This window comes from Larkinella sp. VNQ87, assembly GCF_049445795.1.
Taxonomy (GTDB): Bacteria; Bacteroidota; Bacteroidia; order Cytophagales; family Spirosomataceae; genus Larkinella.
Genome location: NZ_JBMSDT010000004.1, coordinates 171,690 through 196,380, shown reverse-complemented (window position 1 = coordinate 196,380; position 24,691 = coordinate 171,690). Strand labels below are relative to the sequence as shown.

The following is a 24,691-nucleotide window of genomic DNA, read 5'->3' as shown; positions in this document are numbered from 1 at the left end:
TCCGCCCAAGCCCACCGGCTCCAAAAGTTCTTGTCGTTTACTGTGGACCCCGGCGCGAACCACCCCCTTCACCCCGGTTGGGAGCATTCTGAAACGGACGGGACCGCGGTTCGGCGGAGCGTTGCTGAATGCGTTCGACGCTCCGTTCGGGCCGTTGGAACGTCCGGTTGTTGCCGTCCGCTGGACCTTCCCGACGATTTTGCAACTCGGGTTGGCGGCTTTCCGACCGCCGTTCAAATGAAGGCCGGTTGGCATCCGGATTGAAGGTTCGATTTCCCCGGCTTTCAGAAGGCGTTTCAAACCGCTCAGGACGGCTGCGGTTCCAGTCATTGCGGTCCGAGCGTTCGATTCGGTTCGGCGCGTTGTTCACGTCCGGGCGGTTTTCGAAATGGTCCGGTCGGTTGTTGAGATCTGGTCGATTATTCATATCCGGACGGTTTTCAAACCGGTCCGGGCGGCTCAGGGCGTTGTCGCCCCGGCTGTTACGAAACCGGTCGTTTTCGTATCGGTTCGTTCGATTCGGGTTGCGGTCATTATCGGCCACATCGCCCCGACGGTTGCCCGTGTAATCACCCCGGTTATTGAACCGATCAGACGAATAGGAAGATCCATTTCCCCCACGAGCGCCCGTATTGCGTCGCACAACCACATCGTTGGCGCGGTAAACCGGCACGCTCCGACGGCTATACCGCTCGATTTCCTCCCGACGCGGCCCATAGCCGTAACTGCGGTTGTTGTACCGGTACACATTGTTGATGATCGTTGTATTGTGATAGACATTTACGACCCGCGTCCGGGGAATGCAGTAGTTGTAGACGCGCGGGCTTGTGAAATACACCTGCGGCACAAACGTCCAGTAGTTGAACGGCAGGTTAATATTGATGTTCACGTTGATGCCCATGCCCGGACCGAGGGGAGCCCAGCCGTAATAACCGCCCCCCGACCGCCAGGAAACCCAGGCCGGTCCCCATTCGCTGTCGGGCACCCAGATCCAGCGGCCATAATAGTCGTCGAACAGCCAGCGACCGTAGTGAAACGGTGCCCAGCCCCAGTCGTAATCCGACACCCAGGTATTGCCGTATTCGGTGATAGTCCAGTGACCGTTGGTGGCATACGGTTGAAAATCGCCGTCTACTTCCGGCATCCAGACCTGGCCGTAGGTTGGGTTACGGACCCACTGACCGTAGGGGGCCAGTTCGTCGTAGAACGATTCAATGGGTAAATCGACGCCAGGTTGGGCCACGGCTCGCTGAGGCCCAAAAAGCGTGGCAAGAACGAAGAAAAGAAGCCCAAAAGCCGGTAAGAAGTGTCGTGTTTTCATGGCCGTTGCCTGGTCAAAGTGGCGTTGCTGCTCTTTGACCAGGCAACGAACCAAAGGTTTAATCAGTGTGGAGTTTATTGTTTATAATTTATAGTTTCACCGCAAACCGCTCAATAGCTGACGATTTGCCTCAACGCCAAACCATAAACACTAAAATCATAAACTTCCTACAATAACTTATCGAGCGTGATCGGCAGGCTCCGCACCCGTTTTCCGGTGGCGTGAAAAACTGCATTGGCGACGGCTGCGGGCATGCCCACAATCCCGATTTCGCCCAAACCTTTTACGCCCAGCGGATTGACAATTGGATCGTTCTCTTCGACAAAAATCACGTCCATGTCCGGAATGTCGGCGTTCACGGCAATATGATACTCGGCCAGGTTGTGGTTCATAAACCGCCCGAACTGGTGATCCATCACACTTTCCTCTTCCAGCGCCTTGCTGATACCCCAGACCATCCCGCCGATAAGCTGGCTACGGGCGGTTTTGGGGTTCAGAATGCGCCCACCAGCCACGGCCGTCACGGCCCGCGTCACCCGCACGGTGCCGAAATCCTCATCCACCTCCACCTCCACAAAAACCGCCGAGTGTACCGCCCGGGCGTATTTCCGCTGCTCCAGCATGTTCGGCAGCGAGGTGGAAGTTTCGCTCACCGCCCGGCCACCATTTTGCCCGACAATTTCCAGCAATGATACCGCTTCGTACGGATTGTTTTTCAGCCGGATGTGGGCATCGACGAACACCACATCATCGAATCTGGCATTGGCAAATGGCGAGTTTACCATCTTCTGCGCCATTTTAAATAACTTTTTACCCAATGCTTCGCAGGCCACCTTCACCGCCGTGCCTACGGTTGCGGCCGTCCAGGAACCGCCTTCGATGGGGGCCAACGGCATGTCAGAGTCGCCCAGTCGGAAAAGAACGTCTTCGATGGGCATGCCGAGCGTATCGGCCGCTATCTGGGTCATGATGGTGTACGTACCGGTTCCGATGTCGGCCGTGGCGCTGGTGACGCGGAGTTTTCCGTTGACCGTCAGAACGGCTTCGGCCCGGGAAGGCCCCTGCGTGGCTTCCCAGATCCCGGTCGCCATGCCCCAGCCGATCAGCGTGTGGCCGTTCCGCATCGAACGGGGTGCGGGGTTGCGGTTCGCCCAGCCAAACCGCTCGGCCCCCTGCCGGAAACATTCCCGCAGTTCCTTGCTCGAATACGGCAGGTCCTGGTTCATATCCCGCTCGGTGTAGTTTTTCAGCCGCAGTTCCAGAGGGTCGATGCCCAGTTGGTGGGCCAGTTCGTCCACTTCCATTTCGAGGGCCGGGACGCCGGTGGCCCCGCCGGGTGCCCGCATATCGAGCGGGGTGAACGTATCGAGGGGCACCAGCTTGTAGGTAAACTTCACATTCGGAGCCGGATACAACATCCCCGCCCAGTTGACGACAATCTCGAAATAATCCTCAAACCGGGAGGTTTCGGCAATGGCATCGTGCCGGATGGCGTCGATGGTGCCGTCGGCCGTGGCCCCCAGCGACACCTGCTGCACCGTAGCCGGTCGGTGGCCGAACGTAAACATCTGCTGCCGCGTGAGCGACACCCGCACCGACCGTTTCAATTCGCGCGCGGCCAAAACCGCCAGAAACAACTGGTACTGCGGACGCAAGCCCGAACCAAAAGCCCCCCCCACGTAGGGCGAAATCACCCGCACATCTTTGAACGGCAGGTTAAACACCTGAGAAACGTACAACTGGCTATTGGGCGCGCCCTGGGTTTTGTCGTAGATCGTCAGTTTTCCGTTCTTTTCGTACACCACAGTAGAGGCAAACATCTCCATCGGATTGTGGTGTTCGACGGAATGCAGGTGCAGACCTGTAGTTTGAAACGGAGCGACTTCAAACGCTTTATCAAAATCTCCACGCGGTTTGGGCGGGGGTGATTTCAGCAAACTCGCTACGCCCGACTTCGGCTCCCGGGCGCGGTGCAGGTTATGTTCCAGGACGGTTTCGTGGTCTTCCTCCTCATAATCAACCCGAATCAGCGAAGAAGCATACCGGGCCAGTTCGAGCGTTTCGGCCACGACCAGGGCAATGGGCTGCCCGCTAAAGTGGATTTTTTCATCCCGCAACGGCCGGAACGGCGAACCGGGGGGCGCGTCCTGATCCTTGTAGCTGAGGTCAAAACAGGCAATGCCCGGGCGGTTTTCGTGCGTAAACACCTGCACAACACCCGGCAGGTTCAAAGCTTTCTCCGTATGAAACCGGGTAATTTTCCCTTTGGCAATCCCGCTGGAAATTACCCAGCCGTACAACAAATCCGGAGCAAAATATTCAGCGGCATATTTAGCCTTGCCCGTTACTTTGGCTCCGCCATCGACGCGGTTGACCGATTTTCCGATATAAGGTGTCATACTTCCGGTTCGAGTTTAGCGGCCCGTTGCAAGGCCCGTACAATGGCTCGGTGCGCCAGTTCGATTTTGAAGGTATTGTGCCCGTAGCCTACAGCTCCGGCCAACAGGGCTTGAGCCACCGCCCGAAAATCCGCGTCCGGAATGGTTTGCCCCACCAGCATCGCTTCTGCTTCGGGTTTCCGCCAGGGCTTATGCGCCACCCCACCGAGGGCAATCCGGGCATCGGCAATGCGGTCTTCCTGAATCTCCAGCCCCACGGCCACCGACACCAGGGCAAAGGCGTACGACTGCCGGTCGCGGATTTTGATGTAAGTGTGGTAGTCCGGAAAACCGTTGGCAGGCAGGTCGATGGCGGTCACCAGTTCGCCCGGCTGAAGGGTTGTATCACGCCAGGGTTCATCACCAGGCAGGCGGTGAAAGTCCGCGATCGGAATGGTCCGTTCGCCCAGCGGCCCCGTCACCCGAATGGTTGCATCGAGAGCCGCCAGTGCCACACATAGATCCGACGGATGGGTGGCAATGCAGCGTAATTCGGCGGGTTGCCCGCTCGTTCCCAGAATGGCATGGATGCGGTTGAACCCGTTGAGTGCCCCGCAACCCGAACCCGGTTCGCGCTTGTTGCAGGGCGTTTGGGTGTCGTAAAAATAGTAGCAACGGGTTCGCTGGAGCAGGTTGCCTCCATTGGTCGCCATGTTGCGCAGTTGCGCTGAAGCTCCCGCCAGAATGGCCTGGGACAACAGCGGATACCGGGTTTCAACCTTTTCGTGGTAGGCGGTTTCAGCATTGGTCACCAGGGCCCCCAACCGCAGGCCACCCTCGTCCGTATCCTCAATGGTATTGAGGGCCAGTCGGTTAATGTCGACCAACCGGTTGGCGCGCTCGACGTTCTCTTTCATCAAATCGAGCAGGTTGGTCCCACCCGCGATAAATTTGGCACCTTCGTGCGTCGCCAGTTCGCCCACGGCGGTGTCCACATCGCCGGGCCGGAAATACGAGAAACTGTTCATACTGTCAGGATTTGGAGGGAAGTTGCATCACTTCCTGAATGGCATCGACAATGTTTGAGTAGGCCCCGCAGCGGCAGAGGTTCCCGCTCATCAGTTCGCGAATGTCGTCGGTGGAATGGGCCTTCCCCTCGTTCATCAGCCCTACCGCCGAGCAGATTTGGCCCGGTGTGCAGTAGCCGCACTGGTAAGCATCGTGTTCGATGAAAGCGGTTTGCATTGGATGCAATCCATTTTCATCGGCTAGTCCTTCGATGGTGATGATATCGGCCCCGTCTTTCATGACCGCCAGGGTCAGACAGGAATTGATCCGCTTGCCATCGACCAGCACCGTACAGGCTCCGCACTGACCGTGGTCGCAGCCTTTTTTGGTGCCGGTCAGGTGCAGGTATTCGCGCAGGGCGTCGAGCAGGGTCGTCCAGGGAGCCAGTTCCAGATGATGAACGTAGCCATTGATCGTCAAGGTAACTCTTTGTTTCTCAGGCAAGACGGGTTTCACCTGGGTACCGGTTTTCGGAGCAAGGGTCGTTTGCATAGGGCATCGTTGATTTGCGATACTATGCAAAGCCGGATTGATGAATAAATGTTGAAAAAATGCAGCAATACTTACACTCCGGCCTTCACCCTCCGTTCGCTCAGCATCATTTTACCCGCCAGCCAGCAAAAAAGGCCGTATTCAAAAATGAGGGTAAACGGTATCACGGTCAGGTTTTTCAGGAAAAAGAAAACCGGCATTCCGGTCGCCGATGTGTGCATCAACCCGTTTTGTCTCAACAGGGCCTGAACCGCTTCGTGGTCGGCAATCAATCCGTTAAGTTTGTTGAAGCCAAAGGCAAGTAAACTGAAAGCGAGAAGGTTCCAGAGTAAAATCGGCCAATCCTGCCGCCCTATAGTCCAAATTGTCTGGCCAACTTCCCGCCAGTTGCTACTTTTATACCGAAGCAAGAGCACAAGCTTTTGAGCACCCCGGCGCAGGTTTCCATGACCAATGATCACCAACAAAGTGATGATCCGGGCCAGCTCGACAACCACCTCCAGGCCCGTGTAAACCGGCGAAGAAACCGGCCCAAAGATACGCATCTGGACCGCCCGGCCCAGTGCTGCCAAAAGCATCCAACCCGTAATCGGGCCAGCATACGCTCGCCAGAAACGAAACGTCCAGCTTACCAGGGCAAGGTGAGGGAACCGGTAGTGAGTCATGGGAACAAGGATTTCTTTTTCTTTACAAACCGGCGGTCAGCCCACTGGATGAGCCCCATCAACAGGAGTCCGAATAAAACCAGCCCTTTCACCGAATTCAGGGCCCGAAGGGTTTTGCTCAGGTCGTCAGGCCGGAAAACCGCCTGCATCGCCAGGGCCGCTAATGGCACCAACAGCAGGCACAAGGCAATCAGGCCGTAAGCCCTTCGCTCCCAGCAAATTACGTTCTGTCGTTGGATATGCCGAATTACTTTTGCCGAAAACCCGTACGGTAAGCCGCCCGGTAGTTCGTCCGACAGGGCTTCGAAAAGCTGGTGGTACAGCTTTTCGGTTTCGGCACCGGTTTGGGGCCGGGGCGGTCTTTTTCGTTGCCGAAACTGTTGTTCAAGCTGCTTTTGAATTTCGTAGTCCTGTTCCTCGTTCATGGCCGGAATTCGCTGTTCTGATACCGTAATAAAGCCTCTTTCAATAATTTCCGTGCCCGGAACAGGTAGTTTTTTACCGTCCCGTCGGGCAAGTTCGTAATCTGACCGATTTCCTCGTACGTGCGTTCGTCCAGGTGGTACAGGGTCAGGATGGTGCGGTAATGCACCGGCAATCGGGCAATCTGAGCATGCAGAAACGTTTTCCAGTCTTTCTGCACCAATTGCTCCTCGGGGTTTTCCGGCCCGCTTCCGTTCGGCCACGGGCACAGTTCCTCGTCCAGTTCGTGGCTCAGATGCCGACGGGTTTTCTTCAGGTAATTGATGGCCGTGCGGTAGGCAATCGACGCAATCCAGGTGGAGAGTCGGGAACCAAACTGGAATTCGGGCAAATGCCGATACACTTTGATGAATACCTCCTGGCACACATCCTCCACATCTTCCGGTTGATGAACGATTCGGCCCACCATGTGCCACACCAGTCGCTGGTAACGATCCACCAGCGTCTGGTAGGCGCGGATATTGCCCTGCCTGATCTGGCGAACCAAAAGCTCTTCGTCATTCATCGGTACATGAGACAGCGACAGGTTTCGAAATGTTGCAATGCATCGTCCTCCTTCCAGTTGCAACATCGGGCGGATCAGCGTTGTCTAATGGCAAAAATCGAAAAAATCGAATAGCATATGCAAGATGAATATGGCGTGCAGGGAGCCTATGTCATTCTGGCCATCTCGGCTGGGATTTACCTGATCCTGAAACCGCTCATCAGGTACCTGCTGCGTCGGCGGCTGATGGAACTGGGCCAATGGAATGAAGAAAGTCTGCGGCAACTGGACGACGACAATGACCGGCCAACGGACAATCTCAAATGGGGGCTGATCCTGTTGTTTTTCGGCCTGGGCCTAATTCTGGTGGCCTTCCTGCCCTACTCCTACGAGTCGAGCCTGCCATACGGGATTGTGGCGGTTTCTACGGCCCTCGGATTTCTACTTTACTACGCCATCGTTAGCCAGCAAAACTCATGAACACCTCCACATCAACCGAACAAACCATCTGGGGATTCTCCCTTCTGCTGGCCCCACTCTGCCTGTCGATTTCCTCTTTTTTCTGGACCGGGGGTGAATATGATCCCACCGGCAGCACGCTTCTGGTGTTAGCGACCGTCTTCTGGATTCCGGCTTTTATGGGCCTATTCCGGCTTTTTCAGGAAACCAGCCCCCGCTACGCCAGTTTGGGATTGCTCGTGATGATTTACGGCTGTATCAGCGGCAGCAATTTCGGAATGCGCGGGTTGTTTGCCACCACGTTCGGCTTATCCCACCAAACGGTGCTGACGCAATCAGCGTCCCATCCACTGGCCTTCAATCTGACCCTGTATTGGGCTGGTCCGTTGTTTCCGCTCAGCCTGATTGTTTTAGGAATCAATCTGATCCGGAATCGGCTGATACCGGTTTGGGTCGGCGTGCTGATTAGCCTTGGCGGACTGGCTTTTCCGGTTAGCCGGATTTCACGCATCGAAACCCTCGCCCACGTCGCTGATTTGCTGCTCTTGATTCCGTTTGGGTTTCTGGGCCTGAATGTTCTTTGGAATAAATCGGTAAATCGAGTTGTATCACGGAGTTGATCAGCGAAAATCAGAGTTAAGCGGAGAAACCCCTGATAAACTCTAATTTTCGCTGATCAACTCTGCGATACAACTCCTTTCTGGCTAGCTAACTTCCCAACTGTGGTTCAAAGCCAGTTTTTCCGGCGGAAAATAAACAGGGTGATCAGCGACGAAAGCACGATGGCCGCCAGCGCCAGCGGGTACCCAAACGGCCAGTTGAGTTCGGGCATGTTCGTGAAGTTCATGCCCCAGATGCTTGCCAGCAGAGTCGGCGGCAGGAAAACGAGCGACACGACCGTAAAGATTTTTACAATGCGGTTTTGCTCCAGATCGATCAAACCGAGGAAGGTATTTTGCAGAAATTCGAGTCGCTCGAAAATAAAATTCGTGTGGTCGATCAGCGAATTGATGTCCTTGATCAGCGTCCGGAGCCGCTGCTGCTCGTCGTTGGTAAACCAGCCGTCGCTGCGAATCATGGACGAAATCACCCGCTGTTTGTCGACGACGTTTTCCCGTATCGACATTGTCAGCTCCTGGTAGTCGTTGATTTTCAGCAGCATTTCCTTATCCAGCTTGGCGTCAAGATCCAGTTGGCGGTTGATGGCCTTGATTTCCTGCGACACCATTTCGATCAAATCGGCGTCGTGATCGATCCGTGATTCGAAAATAGTGATCAGAATCTGCGCCCCGTCGTTGAATACCGACCGCCGGGATTTGATCTTCTTGACGGTATCAGCAAACGACCGTAAGTCGGCGTTTCGGTACGTAAACAAGGTGTCGTCCTTGAGCATGAAACTGACCGGCACCGTCACGTACATCTGCTCTTTGTCGGGCACCAGAAAGTTGGAGTTGGCAATCAGAAAGTCGTCTTCTTCAATGTAACGGGAACTACTCTCGATCTCGGCCTGCTCCTGCTGCGTCTGGAAATTCACATCAAATTTATCTTCCACGCTCTTGGTTTCTTCCCGCGACGGATTTTGCAAATCGACCCAGAGGGTTCGCTCGGTATCCAGAAACGAATCAATGTCCCGGATTTTCCGAACGGCGGTTTCATCTTGTTGAAAAATACGAATCATGAATCAGAGGTTAGCTGACAAGTCAACGGGCAGTCCACCGCAAAGTTGGCAAAAAAAATCAGCTTGACCGCTGGTTAACAAAACTCTCTTGCCGGTCACACCTTCAACTGACCGGACGAAGTTCAGACACGGTTTTGCCCCGAATTGCTTATCTTTCGGCTATGCACGTTCAGAAAATCGACCGCGAAATTCCCCGTTACACCCTCGATTCATGCAGCAGGGACGACCAAACCCTGTTTTTTCTGCTGGAAGGCTCTGGCCAACTACCCCGCAAATGGATGCGTTGCTGATTCCCCACCGAAAGGACTATTACTTTCTGGCATACATCCGGGCGGGGCGCTCCCGGCACTGGATTGATATGACGCCGTATACCCTAAAACCGCAAGCCTTTTATTTTACGATTCCGCATCAGATCCATCTGAAGGAGGAAATTCTTCCCATTTATGGCATCTTGATTTCGTTCACGGAAGAGTTTCTCACGCTTGACGATAACCGGTTCCTGATGAAACTCCCCATTATCCAGAATCCACACAATGGCCACGAATTGCTCCTCAGTCAACAGGATGTTGCTTTTGTGGAAGACACGCTGGCGAAGATGACCGCGGAATACCGGCACCCGACCGACTGGCAAAACGAAATGGGATCGGCCCACCTGCGCGTGTTGCTGATTTACCTCAGCCGGTTGTCCAACGAGCAACTGGTGCAGACCACTTCCGCGAAATGTTCCATTGAAACCGCAACCCGTCCAGCGATGCTTCAACCGGGCGCCCGTAGGTTTGTGCCCTATAACCACACACGGTTTTCAATTGAACGATTGCCGGAATTCCAGGGGCGACAACTCGGTTTTGTTTCGGAACAGTTTGTTGAACGACTGCGGGTATTCAAAGCCCAACCGATAGGCGATTTCGCTGACCGACAGGTTGGTCGTGGTCAGAATCTGCTTGGCTTTTTCGATCAGCTTCTCGTGGATGTGCTGTTGGGTGCTCTGGCCGGTCAGGTTGCGCAGCAGATCGCTCAGGTATTTGGGCGACAGGTTCAGGCGATCCGCCAGGTGGGCAACGGTCGGCGGCCCGGATTCTGGCAATTGGTCGCTGTTGACGTACTCCGTCAGAATAGCATCGAACCGGGCCAGCAAATCGTGGTGAACCACCCGGCGGGTGATGAATTGCCGGGTATAAAACCGGTTGCAGTACTTGAGCAGCAGGTCGATCTGCGAAACGATGATCTCCTGGCTAAAGGCGTCGATGGGCAGGCGGGTTTCGCGGTCGAGTGTTTGGTAGAGATTTTCCAGGGCGGTTTCTTCCTCCTCCGACAAAATGAGCGCTTCGTTGATGGCGTAGTCGAAAAAACCGTATTCTCTGATTTTGGAGCCGAGCGGGCTATTCCGGATAAAATCCGCGTGGAAGGTCAACAGCCAGCCTGCCGAAGCCATCGTACTGCCTGCCTCCCAGGTAAACACCTGATGGGGGGCGGCAAACGACATGACGCCCTCGTCAAAATCGTAATACGTTTGTCCGTATTTGATCTTGCAATCGCAGTGTTTCTTGAGGGCAACGGCGTAAAAATCAGACGTCATTTTCACCGTTTCCTCGGTTCGGATCGGCCCGACCTCCTCAAATTTCAGCACGCTCACCAGCGGATTGACCGGTTTGGACACCCCCATCATCCGGTGCTGGTCGGTAAGGGATCTGATTCGCACCAGGCCGTCGGGATTCTTTTTCATGCGTATTCGTTTTAAATCGAACGGGTCGCCACACCTCCCTGGTCCTTTGCTTTCGGGCGCAGCCAGCCCGCCAGAATCGGCATGATGAAGGAGTTTGGAATAAAATGCCCCAGAAAAGCAGTGACCCGGTTCTGAAAACCCGAAACGGTGATTCGCTTTCCGGCGCGCAGCCCCCGCATGGCCGATTCCACGACCTGTTCGGGCGTCTCCGTCCTGTCTCCGCCCGAATACGCGCTTCTTTTTTCCCCGGTCAGGTTGGCCGCATCGAAAAAACCGGTTTCGGTCGCGCCGGGACACAGCAGCATAACGCGAATCTGAAACGGCTGGTTCTCAACCATCATGGCTTCGGTAAACGACCGCACAAACATTTTCGAAGCCGCATACACCGCCATGTACGGAATGGGCTGAAAACAGGCCATCGACGCCACATTGATGATCGTGCCGTGTTTCCGCGCCCGCATACCCGGCAAAAACCGGTACGTCAGCGCCACCAGCGCATTCATGTTCAACTGCATCATGGCCAGTTCGCTCGCCAGATCGAGTTCCAGCAAATCCCCGCCCGAACCGATGCCAGCGTTGTTGATCAGCCCGTCGACCGTCAGGTTTCGTTTTTCGGTTTCGTCAAAAAGAAGCTGGTCTGCACCCGGTTTGGTCAGATCCACGGCGACATACTGGGCCTGGATCCCAAATTGCTGCGTCAGTTCCCCGCATATGGTTCGGAGTTTGGGTTCCGAGCGGGCCACCAGCAGCAGGTTGTGTTTTTCGGCGGCCAATCGGCGGGCGAAGGCTTCACCAATGCCGCCCGACGCGCCGGTAATCAAAGTTACATTCATTTTCTGTTAGCAAATGGTCGGTCACAAAAGTCCGACCGTTCGCCGACAGAAAAGAAGCCAAATGGCGGCTTGTTGTATCCAAATGCGAAAACCGGGTTGGATAGGAACACGGATTGGACGGATGAAACGGATTAGAATTGATTTATCCGTTAACATCCGATTCATCCGTGTTCCTAACTGAACTCTCAATCTCAGTTCCAAAGCGTCCCGTCCAGCCCGAGCACAAAGCCCATCCAAAGCCCGACGATGTAGATCAGCAGGCTTGCCAGGGTGACCACCACCCGGTTCCAACCGGCCTGATACCGCATGTAATCCAGGAAATAGTACACACTGCCGCCCACGGCCCCGGCCAGCGGCACGATGAGCAACGGCCGCAGCCGCCAGTACGTCGGCCAGTTGGGGTTTTCTTTCACCCCGATCAGAAAAATACCGATCAGGACCAGGCCGATGACAGCCCCGACCAGCGCTCGTTTGCCCAGCGATCCCGGCTGGAGCGGTGATTGTAGTTGCGATTGCTTTTCCATCTTCTTGGCGTTTTACGGTTTAACAGGTTTTTCCTCCGATTGGCCCGATACCCAGAGGTACTGTTCTTTGCTAATCAAAAAAAGAACTTTGTATTTCAAAGTAAATAGCAAAAAGTGAGACTGGCAAGTCCTTTTCAAAAAAATTAAGTGGAGGGTTGGTTACGCCATGCGCAGAATCTTCTCCATTTTGCGCCCTTTCGCCAGTTCATCGACGAGTTTGTCCAGATACCGGACCTGCTGGGTCAACGAATTTTCGATGGCCTCCACCCGGTAGCCACAGATTGCCCCTGTAATCAGGTGGGCGTTCGGATTCAAAGTAGCCTGTTGGAAAAACTGCCGGAACGTGACCTTTTCCGCCAGAAGCTCGTTTAGCTTCGCTTCGTCGTAGCCCGTCAGCCATTCGATGACCTGATGCAATTCCTCTTTTGTCCGGCCCTTCTTCTCGACTTTGGTAACATAGTGCGGGTAGACCGAGGCCACGGTCAGTTTGGCCACGCGCTCATCGTGCTGGGTGGTGTTGTTCATCGCGTATCGGCTGGTATTACACGTTCAAATTGCTCCGTTTCTTCTACACGCCGTTCATCGCCGTCAGCACCAGCGGTTTTCCGTCGGTTACGACAATCGTGTGTTCGTGTTGGGCCATAAAACCGCCTTTGTTGCCCACCATCGTCCAGCCGTCTTGCAGCGTTTCGGCGTAGGTCGAGGTGGTAGCGATAAACGTTTCGATGGCCACGACCGCGTTTTTCCGGAACCGGGTCGGATTCGACCGGTCGGGGTAATTTGCGATTTCGGCGGGTTCTTCGTGCAGGCTTCTGCCGATGCCGTGTCCCGTCAGGTTTTTGATCACTTTATACCCCCGTTTTCGGGCTTCGGTTTCGATCAACTGCCCGATGTCGGCCAGGCGAACTCCGCCTTTGATGCGGGCGATGGCTTTGTGCAGAATCTGTTTGGAAGCGTCTACGAGTTTCTGGTGCCCGTTTACATCCTCTCCCAACACAAAAGAACCGCCGTTGTCCGACCAGAAACCGTTCAACTCGGCCGAAACATCGATGTTCACCAGATCGCCTTCCTGCATGGTGCGGTTGTCCGACGGAATACCGTGACAAAACTCGTGGTTGACACTAATGCAGGTCCAGCCCGGAAAATCGTAGGTTAAAAACGGGGCCGATTTGGCCCCAAAATCCGACAGGATGGCGGCTCCGTACTGGTCCAGTTGTTTGGTAGTCAGGCCCGGCCGGGCGTAGTTTCGCATTTCCTTCAACGTATACGCCACCGCTTCACTTGCTTTTTGCATCCCGATCAGTTCCGCTTCCCGTGTTATCGACATTGTCGTGTTCGTTGTTTATTTGTTTCTTTTCCTGTGTAGTCAACATAAGCTGACCGCCAACGGTTCGTTTCCTGGCATCGAAGCGGTTTTCTACTGACCGTCTACCCCGGATTCCATCGGACGATTTGCCGCCTTTCAACAACTGAACGTAAACCAGCAGATCGGATTTCTTATCCGCTGGTCGTCGAGCACAAGCTCACGAATGGCGTCAGGAAGCTTGTCGCGCTGCCACTGGCATTCGGCTCGGCCCCGCTCCTCCTGCTGCGATTCGTTCACCGACGCCCGAACCGCCCGGATGGCGTAGGCAGCGGCACCCAGTTCGTGAGCGGCTACGTGGGCGACGGCCACGGCCTGCCCGGCAGCCAGGGCGGCAAACCGGGCCGCATCGGGCAACCCTTTGCCAGCCGCATTGGCCGCAAAAGCCGCATTGTGGGCTTCTTTCATGGTGATTTCGCCCCGCACCCAGGCCCGCGTCAGTTCGATGGCCTGCCGGGGCCGGGGATCGTTCGGACTCACTTGCTCAAACAGGGGCAAAACGCGCTCGGCACAGGCAGCCGCCCACACCGCCAGCAACCGATGGTCGGCATCGGTCAAGGTGCCACCCCGCCGGATGGTGATGAATCGCGGATCGCGTTGTTTGGGTAGGATCATGGGCTGACCGAGTTCATTTATGACTGACTCCTAACGGATTGGCATACCACTTATCAAGTGCCCCTACAGTTAAAAAGTTGTTCACAACGCTCAGAGCAATTGAAACAAGATTTTAAGTTTACCGTTCAACTCGGTGAGTTCGGGAGGTGACAATCGGCCCAAAAGCCCTTTTGCTAAGGACCGGTCAAGGGTGGCAATCTTACTGAGCCGGATCAGGGACGGTTTTTTCAGGCCGTTGATTGCACTGGGCGTCAGGAAAACATCCGTCGGTTCCTGCCAGCCCAGTTGGGTTGTGATGAAGCAGACCGTCAGGTCGAGACTAGTATCGGTCAGCACCACGGCGGGCCGTAACTTACTGCCACTGAGATCGGTAAACGGAAAGGTAATGAGTACAATGTCGCCTTTAGCCATTGTACACTTGTTTCAGGTCTGCTTCGGTATACAGGTCTTCGTCCTCCGTTAAAAAGTCAAAAACCGAACCTTCCGCTGTCAGCTTCCGGATGCCTTGCAGTAACTGTTCTTCCTCATAGCGTTTCCTGACAAAATCGGCAAAGTCGGAAATCGCTTCGGCTTTATCGTCCGGAAGCTGGTTAATCGCTTCGATCGTCCGCTCGATGATGGCTTGTTTTGTCATGTTCTACCGGTTTTTTAGAAAGCTTTCAATGATGGAGCAGGGCTACCGTTGTTTCAAGAATGAGCCGCATTTTTTCTGACGGCTTTTACTTCTTCGGAAATTTCGTCCATCGTCAAAGTAGACAGCCCGTACCGTTCGGCCAACTCAATGGATTTGTTGAGATTTTGCCGGCTAATTTCCCGGCTTATCAAGTCCACAAACTCAGAGAACGAAAGTTGACCGCTCCTGATCCCAAACTTTTCGTACTCCAGATCCGATATTTCAATGCTCAGCGTTCGCATAGTTATCAATAATTAGCAGTTCGAAGGTAAAGAATTTATCGCGTCTTTCGGCTCAGTGGAAGACAAACCAGCAAAGGTGATTTCTCAATTTCTGGTCGTCGAGCACAAGGGCTCGGATGGCATCCGGAAGCTGCTCGCGCTGCCATTGGCATTCGGCCCGGCCCCGCTCCTCCTGCTGCGGTTCGTCCACCGACGCCCGAACGGCCCGGATGGCGTAGGCAGCGGCCCCCAGTTCGTGGGCGGCTACGTGGGCGACGGCCACGGCCTGCCCGGCAGCCAGGGCAGCAAACCGGGCCGCATCGGGCAACCCTTTGCCAGCCGCATTGGCCGCAAAAGCCACCTGATGACATACTTTCATCGGAATTTCGCCCCGTACCCAGGCCCGCGTCAGTTCGATGGCCTGCCGAGGCCGGGGATCGTTCGGACTCACTTGCTCAAACAGGGGCAGGACGTGCTCGGCACAGGCAGCCGCCCACACCGCCAGCAACTGATGATGGGCATCGGTTAAGGTGCCGCCCCGCCGGATGGTGATGAAGCGCAGATCGCGTTGTTTGGGTAAGATCATGGGTTGGCGGGGGTTGGTTATGAATTCCTGGTCGTTTTCTTTTTCTTTCCATCATCTTTCAACCCACGGAAAATGCCCCTAGCAGCGGAGGTTTGAAATGGGGAAAGCTCCTATAAAACGTATCCGATTTCCCAAACATGCCCGAATGGGTCTTTCAGTTTCCCAATTCTCCATTCGTCTTCCGTAGTCATGGGGCAAATCTCGGTTGCTCCATATTTTAATGCGTTAGCGAATAAATCGTCAGCATGGATAGTTTCTAAAATTATCCGGATCGAGTTCGCAACGTTTACGTCCGGGCTTATATTTCCGAATTCTGGTTCTTCATCCGCTACCCAGAACAAGGCGTTTTCAATGCTTATTTTTGAGGACAATCTGTCATTGGGCATAGCATTCCTAGACACTTCCTTTGCGTTGAAAGCAGATACGTAAAACTCGACGGCTTTTTTAGCATCGTTGACCGTCAGGAAAGGGGTGATGCGTGTTGTATTATCGTTTGTCATGAACCGTTCTTTATGCCTAATCTGGAATGTGTAGCGTCAAATACTTAACCGGAACGTGATCGGTTAGCCAGACGCCATTGTCGGATTGATAAAACTCAACGTTATCCCGGTGCATCTGTCCAGCTAAGATCTTGAGCACGACCGGTTTTCCGTGCCGTTGACCAACTTTGAGGGCGGTTTCAATATCACTGCTTAAATGAACATGGTGCCTGCTCCGTTTTTCAAGCCCGGTTTGCAAAATGGATGAAACCGCCTGTTCGCTGGTTCCGTGAAATAAAATCTCCGGCGGCTTTTGGCTGGAATAGCCCAATTCAATGTTAATCGAATGCCCCTGATTGGCCCGAATTCGATTTATTGTTTTATCAAGAGCAAACCGCTTTTTTGCGTTGGTATTTACGACATGCTCAAGGGTTTCTTTGTCCAGTTTCAACCCATAATTGTTTACCTTTTCTAACAAACTATCTACATCAGACCAGCCATTTTCATCTAATTGTATTCCAATAAGTTCCGGTTGGTGCCGGAGGACCAAACTTAAAAACTTGCTGATATGAGTCAGTTGCTTTTCGCTTAGCATTCTTTCTAAAATAAAATATACGATTTTTCAAACTGAGTTAGATAACGTGTATTATATAAGCAAATAATACTTAATATAATCTTTACAAAGCCTTTATTGTCTCGAAAAGACAATTTTTAAATGAAAGCATTTAACCAAGTATCTAAAAGTAATTTTTCAATTTAAGTACCCAGAGGCAAAAAATTCCTGTAATAAGAAAAAGACTACAGATATATACCAAATAAACTCAACAAGGTACAATAATTTCTGAATAGAAACAAATGCTTATCATTTAATTATATTTGCAATTTTCAATTTAATATTCCTGCTTTTTTCAATTTACGTTGTATTTCATAAAACGTCTGTTCAATGTTGTCTGAAGAAAACGGAATATATTGTAGGCCCGCAATATTAGAAAACTCTTCAATATTATTCTGTTTCAAAATAATTACTTTTTCAAATCCTAAACGGCCCTGAAAAAGACCGGCCTCGTGAATCACATTTTGTCTTGCCCTAATTTTTCCTTCTGCGGTTTCATCCTCGGCTGTCATTATTAATATAGCAAAAGATGCCTGATCTAAAAACTGCGCTAAAATATTCACTATTGTTTCTCCAGTTCTTGATTCATCCTCAAAAACTAGAGTTGGTAAACCTAAATCCTCTTTAATAAATAGTTGGACTCTTGCCCATAATTTACTTCTACCATGCCCGATGAAAATTTTTCCAGCACTTTTTGATTTAGATACTGATTTAACTTCTATACTCTCAAGCTCTTTTTTGAGATCCTCTTCACTTAATTTTCTTAATTTATAAATAAGTAATCTAATTTTAGCTACAGATTCATCATTATTTGATATCAAAGCTGGTGGAAAATATAAACTATCACTTGATGTACTTCTATACTTATCAAAGAATTCCTCTATTTTATCAACGTAAATAGTGGCTTCGTCAACATCAGAGGATTTTAAAAACGACAATTCAGATAGCCTCTTGACGAACAACTGAATAGGAGAGAAAAACTTTAAGTCTGTTTTTACACTTTCCCATAATCCCTCAGATAGGATTTTAACTTCTTTAATCATCATCCTATTACAACTATTTATAAAAAAGGATTTAACTTAGCTTCAGAATTACTTTTCAAATTACGTCTATCAATCTCAAGCCTTATCATTTCATCAATACGAGGCTTTAACCTTGAATTATGGAATTCATTAACTTCATTTTCACATTGAGCTAGTATATTATTTACGTTATCAGTAAATTGGATTACATGTTTTTTTATTTCGGCGATTAGTTCATCATTACCTGTTATTTGAGTATTTGAATACTCTCTATAGAATAAAGTTTTATTTTCAAAATAAGTCATTTGCCTATCGATATAAGGTTTTATATAAATCTCAAATAAGTCAACATCACCAAAAACTGGAATACTATAAATTGCGCATTCAACTATAGTATTACCACTTATCGAAAAACTTATACCAGGAGGAGCATTTCGAAAGGAGATTGACTCTTTTTTGATCTGGACTTTAGTTTGTTCTAAACTAAGCTTAGGGGACATTACCTTAAATCTATCAAACACTTTTTCATTATAATTTGGTAAAGATAGGTCTCTATCTGACGCTTGCTGAATAGCTTTTGCTGCTCCTGCGATCTTTTGATCAAAAATGTTAATCATTACATTCATATTAAGTTGATTTTTACAAACTACTATTTTAAGCTCTAAATTACATCAACCACAACAAAAAAGGAGCCCGATCGCTCGGGCTCCCAATATATGAGTAATTCCACTTATTTTCCAACATACGGCTGGCCGTATTTTTCGCGGTACCTCTGGTAGAGCCGCCTGTGCTTGTCGTCAAGGTTGAGGTGACGGCACTGGAAGCCTAACGGTTCACGGCCAGCCAGGCTAAGGCCAACGCAAGGGTATCGGTTAGATCGTGGCTAACGATCCCCCGTCGACCTGATAAACGGCTCCGGTGGTATAGGTTGCTTCGGACGAAACCAGAAAGGCCACCAGGTTGGCGATTTCTGCCGGTTCGGCCATTCGGGCCAACGGCACTCCGACTTTCGCCATGACGGATTGGTAGGCTTCGTCCACCGAAATAGCGGAAGACCGGGCGATGTTTTCAATGAATTCCTGCATCAACAGCGTTTTGACCACCCCCGGCGACACCACATTGACCCGGATGCCTTTTGCGCCTACCTCGCTGGCCAATGCTTTGCTGTAGGCATTCAAAGCCGCTTTGGCCGCCGAATACGACATGGTCATCTCCCAGATGGGTTGCTTGGCCACGCCCGACGAAATGTTGATAATCACCCCGCTTTGCTGGGCCAGCATGGCCGGTAGCAAGGCTTTGTTGACCCGAACCGCCGACAACAGATTCAATTGCCAGTCATTGATCCAGTGTTCGTCCGAAAGGGTGCTGAACCCCCCGCCCGGACTTAAATTAGCCCCGGCATTGTTGACAATGATGTCGATGCGGCCATACGTCTCTAAAATTTTAGCCGCAATGATGGCCGCACTGTCGGGTTGAACAAGGTCGGCGGCAATGAAATGATGCTCGCTTGCCTTGTCGTCGGGCGCATGACGGGCCGTTACCACGACCTGTGCTCCCGAACTACTTAATTTGTCGGCGATGGCCTTGCCGATGCCTTTGGTTCCGCCGGTTACCAGCGCAACCTGTCCTTTTAATGAATCGTTCATACTGCGTATCGTAACTATGAACGGCAAAGGTGGCCCGACAAAAAACCGGATCGGTTGCCATTTGGCAAAAACGGACTCAGCGACTATTTTTTCGGATCCGGCTCAACGAAAACCGGGTGATGCCCAGGTACGAAGCAATATAAGCTTGCGGAACTCGGTGGGCCAGCGTAGGAAATTTTTCGAGGAACGACAGGTAGCGGGTCGTGGCATCTTCCGAAACCAGGGCGGTTCGTCGTTCCAGGTGTAGCTCAAAGGCCTTCTGAACGGCTTTGGTGACCAGTTTATCCCAGTCCAGAATGGCCGTGTAAAACGCATCCCAATCCCGCTTTGAAAACACAAGGAGCTTGCAGTCGGTTACGGCCTGCAACGAATCCGAAGACGGCAGGCCGGCTTCAAAATTGGCATAATCGACCACCAACCGGTTTTCGTCAATGAAGTACGTCGTGATTTCTTCCCCCTTGTCGGTATCATGGCAAACGCGCAGCACCCCTTCCACCACAAAGCCGATTTGTTTCGGGATTTTTCCGGCTTCCGAAAAGTACGCGTCTTTCCGCAGTTCCAGGGCGGTTGCTTTGCTTAAAATGAGATCGAGTTGCGGTTGGGTCAACTGGCCGAACTGCAACAGATAGTCAATGAACGCTTTCATGGTCACTCGGTTCTAAATCGTTGCCGCTTTGGCATTACGCAATGCGCAAACCGTCTTATTGGTTCCAGGCACTACGGTTTCCGAGCCTCCCACAAAAAAAGGAGCCCGATCGCCCGGGCTCCCAATGCTACAAAACTTCCGATTTACTTGCCAAGATCCGGCTGGCCGTATTTTTCGCGGTACATGTGGTAGAGCCGCTTGTGCTTGTCGTCGAGGTTGATATGACGGCCCTGGATAAACGCGTGTTCGATCACGTTGGTCCGCATGTCCAGCAAATCGCCCTTCGAGACCAGCAGCGTCGCGTGTTTGCCCTTTTCGAGCGTGCCCACCACGTTGTCGATGCCCATGATCCGGGCGGTGTTCGAGGTGATCATCTTCAGGGCTTCCTCCTTGTCGAGACCGCCAAAACCGGCGGCTGTTCCGGCCTGAAACGGCAGGTTGCGGGTGCGCCACCATTCACCCTCGTAGCTAAGGCTCACCAGAATCCCGGCTTTCTGCAGCATGCCCGGCAGCTTGTAGGGCAAATACACATCCTCGTCCTGGAGGTTCGGCAGGCGGTGCATCGGCCCCAGAATCACCGGCACCTGGTTTTCCTTCAGAAAGTCGATCACCCGCGCGGCATCCTCGGCCCCGACAATCACCGGTTTACGCACGCCCATCTGCTTGGCAAACCGGATGGCTTCGATGATGTCCTTGCCGTAGTTGGCCCGGATGTAGAGAGCTTTCGAGCCGTCGAACAGGCCCTTCATGGCTTCCAGCTTCAGGTTCTTCGGGGCCGGATTTTTCAGGTCGGCGTAGGCCCGGGCGTCCGCAAAGGTCGCCGTCAGGGCGTTGATGCCGTCCTGCCGCTGCTCGTTTTTCTTCAGGCTGACCGCAAACGTCTCGAAGTCGAAGCTGCGGGCGAAGTAACCCGGCCAGCTCAGCCACAGACCATCGTCGGCTTTCAGGACCGCGTCTTCCCAGTTCCAGGCATCGGTTTGCATCACCGACGAGCTGCCTGCCATCACGCCCCCATCGGGCACGGCCTGCGTCATGAGCAAACCGTTGTTGCGGATGGTCGGAATCACCTCGGAGTCGGTGTTGTAGGCAATCAGCGACCGCACGTTGGGGTTCAGCGAGCCGGTTTCCTGATAATCGAGCGTGGCCCGCACCGAGGCCACTTCCTGCAAACCGACCGTGGCCGCCGGGGAAATGACGCCCGGATAGACGTGTTTCCCGGCCACGTTGATCACCTCCGCGCCAGTAGTCGGGGTGTCGCCGTTGCCCACGGCCGTAATGACGCCCTTGTCGAAGACGATGGTGCCGTTGGGGATCACCTGACCATTCCCAACGTGAATCGTTGCGCCGGTCAGGGCCACGGGCCGCACCTGCGGCCGCGCCGGAGCCGGGTTCTGCGCCACGCCCTTCAGCGCAGCCAGGAGGAGTATGGAGAGTGTTAGTTTTTTCATGATTTTAAGGTTTAAACCCCTAAATCCCCTAAAGGGGACTTTTGCATCCGGCAGGGCCGCGTCCAAGTCCCTTTTAGGGGATTTAGGGATAAAATTATTTTTGTTCCTCCCCTTCCGCCATCACACCTTCGACGTCTTCGCAGTGGAACATCCGTTGCCGCCGGAAGGTGGGGCGTTGGGTCGAGGCTCCACCGGCTTTGGCAGTCAGCATCTTCTGAATCAGCCGGGCGCGTTCTTTCTGCACCTCGTCACGCTTGCGGTCGTCTTCCTGGGCGTCGAAATACACTGCACCTTCGATGATGGTTTTGTCGGGCCGGGCGTAGATCGCCAGCGGGTTGTTGTTCCAGAGCACGAGGTCGGCGTCCTTGCCCGCCCGGATGCTGCCCAGCTTGTTATCCAGGTGCAGCAGTTTGGCCGGGTTGAGCGTCACCATTTTCCAGGCGTCTTCCTCCGAAATCCCGCCGTACTCGACGGCTTTGGCGGCTTCCTGATTCAGTCGGCGAGCCATTTCGGCGTCGTCGGAGTTGATCGACACCACCACCCCGGCCCGCGCCATCAGGGCGGCATTGTACGGAATGGCGTCTTTCACCTCCATTTTGTAGGCCCACCAGTCGGCAAAAGTCGAGCCGCCGACGCCGTGTTTCGCCATTTTATCGGCCACTTTGTAGCCTTCCAGAATGTGCGTGAAGGTGTTCACCTTGAAACCCAGCGAATCGGCCACTTTCATCAGCATGTTGATTTCCGACTGCACGTAGCTGTGGCAGGTGATAAACCGCTTTTTGTTCAGGATTTCGGCCAGGGCGTCGAGTTCGATGTCGCGCCGGGGCGGCACGGCTTTGGCTTTTTCCTTCGCATTCAGGCTATTATAAGCTTTCCAGGCGTTGTCATACTCTCGGGCACGGGTGAAGTGGTCGAAGTAGACCTGCTCGACGCCCATCCGGGTTTGCGGAAACCGGATTCGGACAGCATCGCCCCAGTTGGCTTGCTTCACGTTCTCGCCCAGCGCAAACTTGATAAAACCGTCGGCACCCGGAATAAGCAGATTCTGGGGTGCTTCCCCCCATTTCAGTTTTACGAGAGCCGATTGCCCGCCGATGGAGTTGGCCGATCCGTGCAGCAGTTGCGAGGTCGTCACGCCCCCGGCCAGTTGGCGGTAGATGTTGATGTCTTCCGAATTGACCACATCGCCCATCCGCACCTCGGCCGAGCTGGACTGCCCGCCCTCGTTGATCGAGTAGAGCGCAATGTGCGAGTGTTCGTCGATGATGCCGTTGGTCAGGTGTTTGCCGGTGCCGTCGATCACCTGTGCACCCGCCGGAGCCGCCAGCCCCTTGCCGACCTGCGCAATTTTGCCGTTCTGCACCAGCACGTCGGCGTTTTGCATGACGCCCTCTTTCTCGTTCGTCCAGACCGTCGCGTTCCGAATCAGCATCGGCTGAGCTTTGGGTTTGGCCGGATTGCCCATGCCGACAAACGGATACAGCAAGCCGCCGATTTCCGGGACGGTTTTCTTCACTGTGTCGGGTTTTGCAGCTGCGGCCTGGAACGGCTGCGCCAGCGTCGCCGACCATTTGACGGTTTTGCCGTCCGGCAACTCGCCTTCGCCTTTCAGCGTAGAACCCTCGCGATAACCGGTTAGCCGCGTGGTGCCGGACTGCTTTTTATCCAGTTGCACCTGCATCGAAAGCAGGTCGTTGGTGATAGCCACTTTCGGCGTAATTTTCACGGTATCGGCCTGAATCTGGTACTCCGGTTTGCCCGGTTTTCCGCTGATGGTCAGTTTCAGGTTCGAGCGGTCGCCGATGGTCAGGTTGTAGGTGCCGCGCAGATCGGCCGCGTTTTTGTCCGAATACACGTACTGTTTGCCCCGAATCCAGTTTTCCAGAATCACGTTGTCGGCGCTGAACAGGTTGTCGGACGTGATCAGGAAGTTCGCCAGCAAACCCGGTTTCAGGCTCCCGACTTCGTTGTCGATTTTCAGCAGTTGGGCGGGTGTGGTCGTCAGGGCCGTGAGCGCCTGTTGTTCGGTCAGGCCGTAGTCGATGGCTTTGCGGAGATTCGCCCAGAAGTCGGTTTTATTGCGCAGGTTCGCCGTGGTCAGCGCAAACGAAATTCCGGCTTTGGCGAGCATCGCCGGGTTGGCCGGGGCCATTTCCCAGTGCTTCATCTCGGCCAGCGTCACGTTGTCGGCATCCCAGGCGTCTTCCACGTCGTAAGCCTGCGGGAAGTTGAGCGGCACGATCAGCGACGCGCCGGTTGCCTTCACTTCGTCGAGCCGCTGATATTCGTCACCGGCGGTTTTGATAATGTACGGAATGCCGAATTCTTCGCCGATCTTTTTGGCCCGCAGCACGCCCAGTTTGTCCGGCACTTCGAACACCGACGGAAAGCTTTGCAACTGGTTGAAGGCATCGAGGGAGAGGTTGGCTTCGACGGTTTTTCCGGCTTTTTTGTACCAGTCGGCGTCGTAATAGGTTTGCCGCAGCAGGGCCACCGCGCCCATCGGCGAGTTCGGGTAGGTTTGGGTCGAGGTGCCTTTGCTGAACGAATAGTGTCCGGCCACGCGGTCGCGGATGACGACGTTGTTTTCGCGGTCGTCGGCCAGCGTCACCAGCGCCGAGCTGCCCCGGGCGATGCCGTCGTGCTGGTGGGTAACCACGGCTCCGAAGCCCAGTTTCCGGAGTTCATTGGCCTGGGCGACGTTGGCTTTAAAAATCGTTCCGGCGTCGGTTTCGGGCTGAATGGCCTGGTTCCAGTTGTAAGCCCCTTTTTTGTTGGAATCGTACTGGGGCACCCCGCGTCCACCGCCGGGCGGGGTTCGTTGCAGGGCGGGCATGCCATAGTCTGATTCGATATCGACCAGTCCCGGATAAATCCGCTTGCCTTTCAAATCGGCGACCACGGCCCCCGCCGGAATCGCGACGGTTTTGCCGACGGCTTCAATCCGGCCGTTCCGGATCAGCAGCGTAGCCGATTCGAGGGTGGTTTTGGGGTCAACGATGATGGTTGCATTGGTGAACGCATACAGCCCCGGTCGCTCGTCGTAGACGCCATTCCGGGGAAACGTCACCTGCGACCAACCGAGTTGCGCCAGCCCCCAGGCCAGCATTCCCGTTAGGAAAAGTTTCCGCATCAGTGGGTGTTAGTTAGGTGATGAAAAAGAAGACAATTTTTACAAATCTACTAAAGGAGTAACTTCCTTGCCCTAACAACCAAATTCTATTTTGCGCTCAGCGGTTTTTTCCAGGAACATCTTTTAATTTTACCATTA

Annotated in this window: 29 protein-coding genes; 3 read left to right on the top strand and 26 right to left on the bottom strand. The window is 53.4% G+C overall.

Going from position 1 to position 24,691, the window contains the following annotated elements:
- Positions 1 to 37: 37 nt before the first annotated feature.
- The 7 genes from ACO2Q8_RS08305 to ACO2Q8_RS08275 form a co-directional block, all read right to left on the bottom strand.
- The gene (locus ACO2Q8_RS08305; protein WP_423344327.1) at positions 38 to 1,321 is read right to left on the bottom strand and encodes a DUF6600 domain-containing protein; all 1,284 of its coding nucleotides are present in this window, start codon (positions 1,319 to 1,321) and stop codon (positions 38 to 40) included.
- A 167-nt stretch (positions 1,322 to 1,488) separates the two neighbouring features.
- Positions 1,489 to 3,720 (bottom strand): xanthine dehydrogenase family protein molybdopterin-binding subunit, encoded by a 2,232-nt coding sequence (locus tag ACO2Q8_RS08300; protein WP_423344326.1) that lies wholly within the window; start codon positions 3,718 to 3,720, stop codon positions 1,489 to 1,491.
- Positions 3,717 to 4,727, bottom strand: a complete 1,011-nt coding sequence (locus tag ACO2Q8_RS08295; RefSeq protein WP_423344325.1) for an FAD binding domain-containing protein — start codon at positions 4,725 to 4,727, stop codon at positions 3,717 to 3,719. Before ACO2Q8_RS08295 ends, ACO2Q8_RS08300 begins: the two co-directional genes overlap by 4 nt.
- A gap of 4 nt (positions 4,728 to 4,731) precedes the next feature.
- Entirely contained in the window at positions 4,732 to 5,259 is a 528-nt protein-coding gene (locus ACO2Q8_RS08290) for a (2Fe-2S)-binding protein (protein WP_423344324.1), read from the bottom strand.
- A gap of 71 nt (positions 5,260 to 5,330) precedes the next feature.
- The gene (locus ACO2Q8_RS08285; RefSeq protein ID WP_423344323.1) at positions 5,331 to 5,924 is read right to left on the bottom strand and encodes a hypothetical protein; all 594 of its coding nucleotides are present in this window, start codon (positions 5,922 to 5,924) and stop codon (positions 5,331 to 5,333) included.
- Positions 5,921 to 6,349 carry a hypothetical protein gene (locus ACO2Q8_RS08280; RefSeq protein ID WP_423344322.1) on the bottom strand — a complete coding sequence of 143 codons (429 nt, stop codon included), beginning with the start codon at positions 6,347 to 6,349 and terminating at the stop codon, positions 5,921 to 5,923. Before ACO2Q8_RS08280 ends, ACO2Q8_RS08285 begins: the two co-directional genes overlap by 4 nt.
- Positions 6,346 to 6,978: an RNA polymerase sigma factor gene (locus tag ACO2Q8_RS08275; RefSeq protein WP_423344321.1), complete on the bottom strand. Its 633-nt coding sequence runs from the start codon at positions 6,976 to 6,978 to the stop codon at positions 6,346 to 6,348. Before ACO2Q8_RS08275 ends, ACO2Q8_RS08280 begins: the two co-directional genes overlap by 4 nt.
- 51 nt (positions 6,979 to 7,029) lie before the next feature.
- On the opposite strand from ACO2Q8_RS08275, the gene ACO2Q8_RS08270 reads away from it, so the two are divergent.
- Positions 7,030 to 7,371 (top strand): DUF6249 domain-containing protein, encoded by a 342-nt coding sequence (locus ACO2Q8_RS08270; RefSeq protein WP_423344320.1) that lies wholly within the window; start codon positions 7,030 to 7,032, stop codon positions 7,369 to 7,371.
- Entirely contained in the window at positions 7,368 to 7,970 is a 603-nt protein-coding gene (locus tag ACO2Q8_RS08265; RefSeq protein WP_423344319.1) for a hypothetical protein, read from the top strand. Before ACO2Q8_RS08270 ends, ACO2Q8_RS08265 begins: the two co-directional genes overlap by 4 nt.
- Before the next feature lie 107 nt (positions 7,971 to 8,077).
- Here ACO2Q8_RS08265 and corA read toward each other — a convergent pair whose 3' ends face one another.
- Entirely contained in the window at positions 8,078 to 9,028 is a 951-nt protein-coding gene (gene corA / locus ACO2Q8_RS08260) for a magnesium/cobalt transporter CorA (protein ID WP_423344318.1), read from the bottom strand.
- Positions 9,029 to 9,189: 161 nt separating this feature from the next.
- Between corA and ACO2Q8_RS08255 the strand changes: the two genes are divergently transcribed.
- Positions 9,190 to 9,318, top strand: a complete 129-nt coding sequence (locus tag ACO2Q8_RS08255) for a hypothetical protein (protein WP_423344317.1) — start codon at positions 9,190 to 9,192, stop codon at positions 9,316 to 9,318.
- A gap of 83 nt (positions 9,319 to 9,401) precedes the next feature.
- On the opposite strand, the gene ACO2Q8_RS08250 is transcribed toward ACO2Q8_RS08255, so the two are convergent.
- The 18 genes from ACO2Q8_RS08250 to ACO2Q8_RS08165 form a co-directional block, all read right to left on the bottom strand.
- Positions 9,402 to 9,788 (bottom strand): hypothetical protein, encoded by a 387-nt coding sequence (locus tag ACO2Q8_RS08250; protein WP_423344316.1) that lies wholly within the window; start codon positions 9,786 to 9,788, stop codon positions 9,402 to 9,404.
- 42 nt (positions 9,789 to 9,830) lie between these two features.
- Positions 9,831 to 10,751, bottom strand: a complete 921-nt coding sequence (locus tag ACO2Q8_RS08245) for a helix-turn-helix domain-containing protein (protein ID WP_423344315.1) — start codon at positions 10,749 to 10,751, stop codon at positions 9,831 to 9,833.
- Positions 10,752 to 10,762: 11 nt separating this feature from the next.
- Positions 10,763 to 11,584 (bottom strand): SDR family NAD(P)-dependent oxidoreductase, encoded by an 822-nt coding sequence (locus ACO2Q8_RS08240; protein WP_423344314.1) that lies wholly within the window; start codon positions 11,582 to 11,584, stop codon positions 10,763 to 10,765.
- A 191-nt stretch (positions 11,585 to 11,775) separates the two neighbouring features.
- On the bottom strand, positions 11,776 to 12,108 hold the full coding sequence (locus ACO2Q8_RS08235; protein ID WP_423344313.1) for a potassium transporter KefB: 333 nt from the start codon (positions 12,106 to 12,108) through the stop codon (positions 11,776 to 11,778).
- 159 nt (positions 12,109 to 12,267) lie between these two features.
- Complete coding sequence (locus tag ACO2Q8_RS08230) at positions 12,268 to 12,633, bottom strand: DUF2200 domain-containing protein (protein WP_423344312.1); 366 nt, start codon at positions 12,631 to 12,633, stop codon at positions 12,268 to 12,270.
- Positions 12,634 to 12,676: 43 nt separating this feature from the next.
- Positions 12,677 to 13,435 (bottom strand): type I methionyl aminopeptidase, encoded by a 759-nt coding sequence (map, locus tag ACO2Q8_RS08225; RefSeq protein ID WP_423344311.1) that lies wholly within the window; start codon positions 13,433 to 13,435, stop codon positions 12,677 to 12,679.
- Positions 13,436 to 13,570: 135 nt separating this feature from the next.
- A complete protein-coding gene (locus tag ACO2Q8_RS08220; RefSeq protein ID WP_423344310.1) occupies positions 13,571 to 14,086 on the bottom strand; it encodes a putative immunity protein in 516 nt (171 codons plus the stop codon).
- A gap of 90 nt (positions 14,087 to 14,176) precedes the next feature.
- The gene (locus ACO2Q8_RS08215) at positions 14,177 to 14,497 is read right to left on the bottom strand and encodes a type II toxin-antitoxin system PemK/MazF family toxin (protein ID WP_423344309.1); all 321 of its coding nucleotides are present in this window, start codon (positions 14,495 to 14,497) and stop codon (positions 14,177 to 14,179) included.
- Positions 14,490 to 14,720 carry a hypothetical protein gene (locus ACO2Q8_RS08210; protein WP_423344308.1) on the bottom strand — a complete coding sequence of 77 codons (231 nt, stop codon included), beginning with the start codon at positions 14,718 to 14,720 and terminating at the stop codon, positions 14,490 to 14,492. The genes ACO2Q8_RS08215 and ACO2Q8_RS08210 overlap by 8 nt, the downstream gene beginning before the upstream one ends.
- A 333-nt stretch (positions 14,721 to 15,053) precedes the next feature.
- Positions 15,054 to 15,566, bottom strand: a complete 513-nt coding sequence (locus tag ACO2Q8_RS08205; RefSeq protein WP_423344307.1) for a putative immunity protein — start codon at positions 15,564 to 15,566, stop codon at positions 15,054 to 15,056.
- Positions 15,567 to 15,676: 110 nt separating this feature from the next.
- The gene (locus tag ACO2Q8_RS08200; RefSeq protein ID WP_423344306.1) at positions 15,677 to 16,066 is read right to left on the bottom strand and encodes a VOC family protein; all 390 of its coding nucleotides are present in this window, start codon (positions 16,064 to 16,066) and stop codon (positions 15,677 to 15,679) included.
- A 16-nt stretch (positions 16,067 to 16,082) separates the two neighbouring features.
- Positions 16,083 to 16,640 (bottom strand): RNA 2'-phosphotransferase, encoded by a 558-nt coding sequence (locus ACO2Q8_RS08195; protein WP_423344305.1) that lies wholly within the window; start codon positions 16,638 to 16,640, stop codon positions 16,083 to 16,085.
- Positions 16,641 to 16,930: 290 nt separating this feature from the next.
- Positions 16,931 to 17,704 (bottom strand): TIR domain-containing protein, encoded by a 774-nt coding sequence (locus ACO2Q8_RS08190; protein ID WP_423344304.1) that lies wholly within the window; start codon positions 17,702 to 17,704, stop codon positions 16,931 to 16,933.
- Between the two features lie 14 nt (positions 17,705 to 17,718).
- Positions 17,719 to 18,306: a hypothetical protein gene (locus ACO2Q8_RS08185; protein WP_423344303.1), complete on the bottom strand. Its 588-nt coding sequence runs from the start codon at positions 18,304 to 18,306 to the stop codon at positions 17,719 to 17,721.
- A 246-nt stretch (positions 18,307 to 18,552) separates the two neighbouring features.
- The gene (locus tag ACO2Q8_RS08180; RefSeq protein WP_423344302.1) at positions 18,553 to 19,326 is read right to left on the bottom strand and encodes an SDR family oxidoreductase; all 774 of its coding nucleotides are present in this window, start codon (positions 19,324 to 19,326) and stop codon (positions 18,553 to 18,555) included.
- Positions 19,327 to 19,402: 76 nt separating this feature from the next.
- Entirely contained in the window at positions 19,403 to 19,972 is a 570-nt protein-coding gene (locus tag ACO2Q8_RS08175) for a Crp/Fnr family transcriptional regulator (RefSeq protein ID WP_423344301.1), read from the bottom strand.
- A gap of 143 nt (positions 19,973 to 20,115) precedes the next feature.
- Positions 20,116 to 21,420 (bottom strand): amidohydrolase family protein, encoded by a 1,305-nt coding sequence (locus ACO2Q8_RS08170; protein WP_423344300.1) that lies wholly within the window; start codon positions 21,418 to 21,420, stop codon positions 20,116 to 20,118.
- 94 nt (positions 21,421 to 21,514) lie between these two features.
- Positions 21,515 to 24,553, bottom strand: a complete 3,039-nt coding sequence (locus tag ACO2Q8_RS08165) for an amidohydrolase family protein (RefSeq protein WP_423344299.1) — start codon at positions 24,551 to 24,553, stop codon at positions 21,515 to 21,517.
- Positions 24,554 to 24,691: the final 138 nt, after the last annotated feature.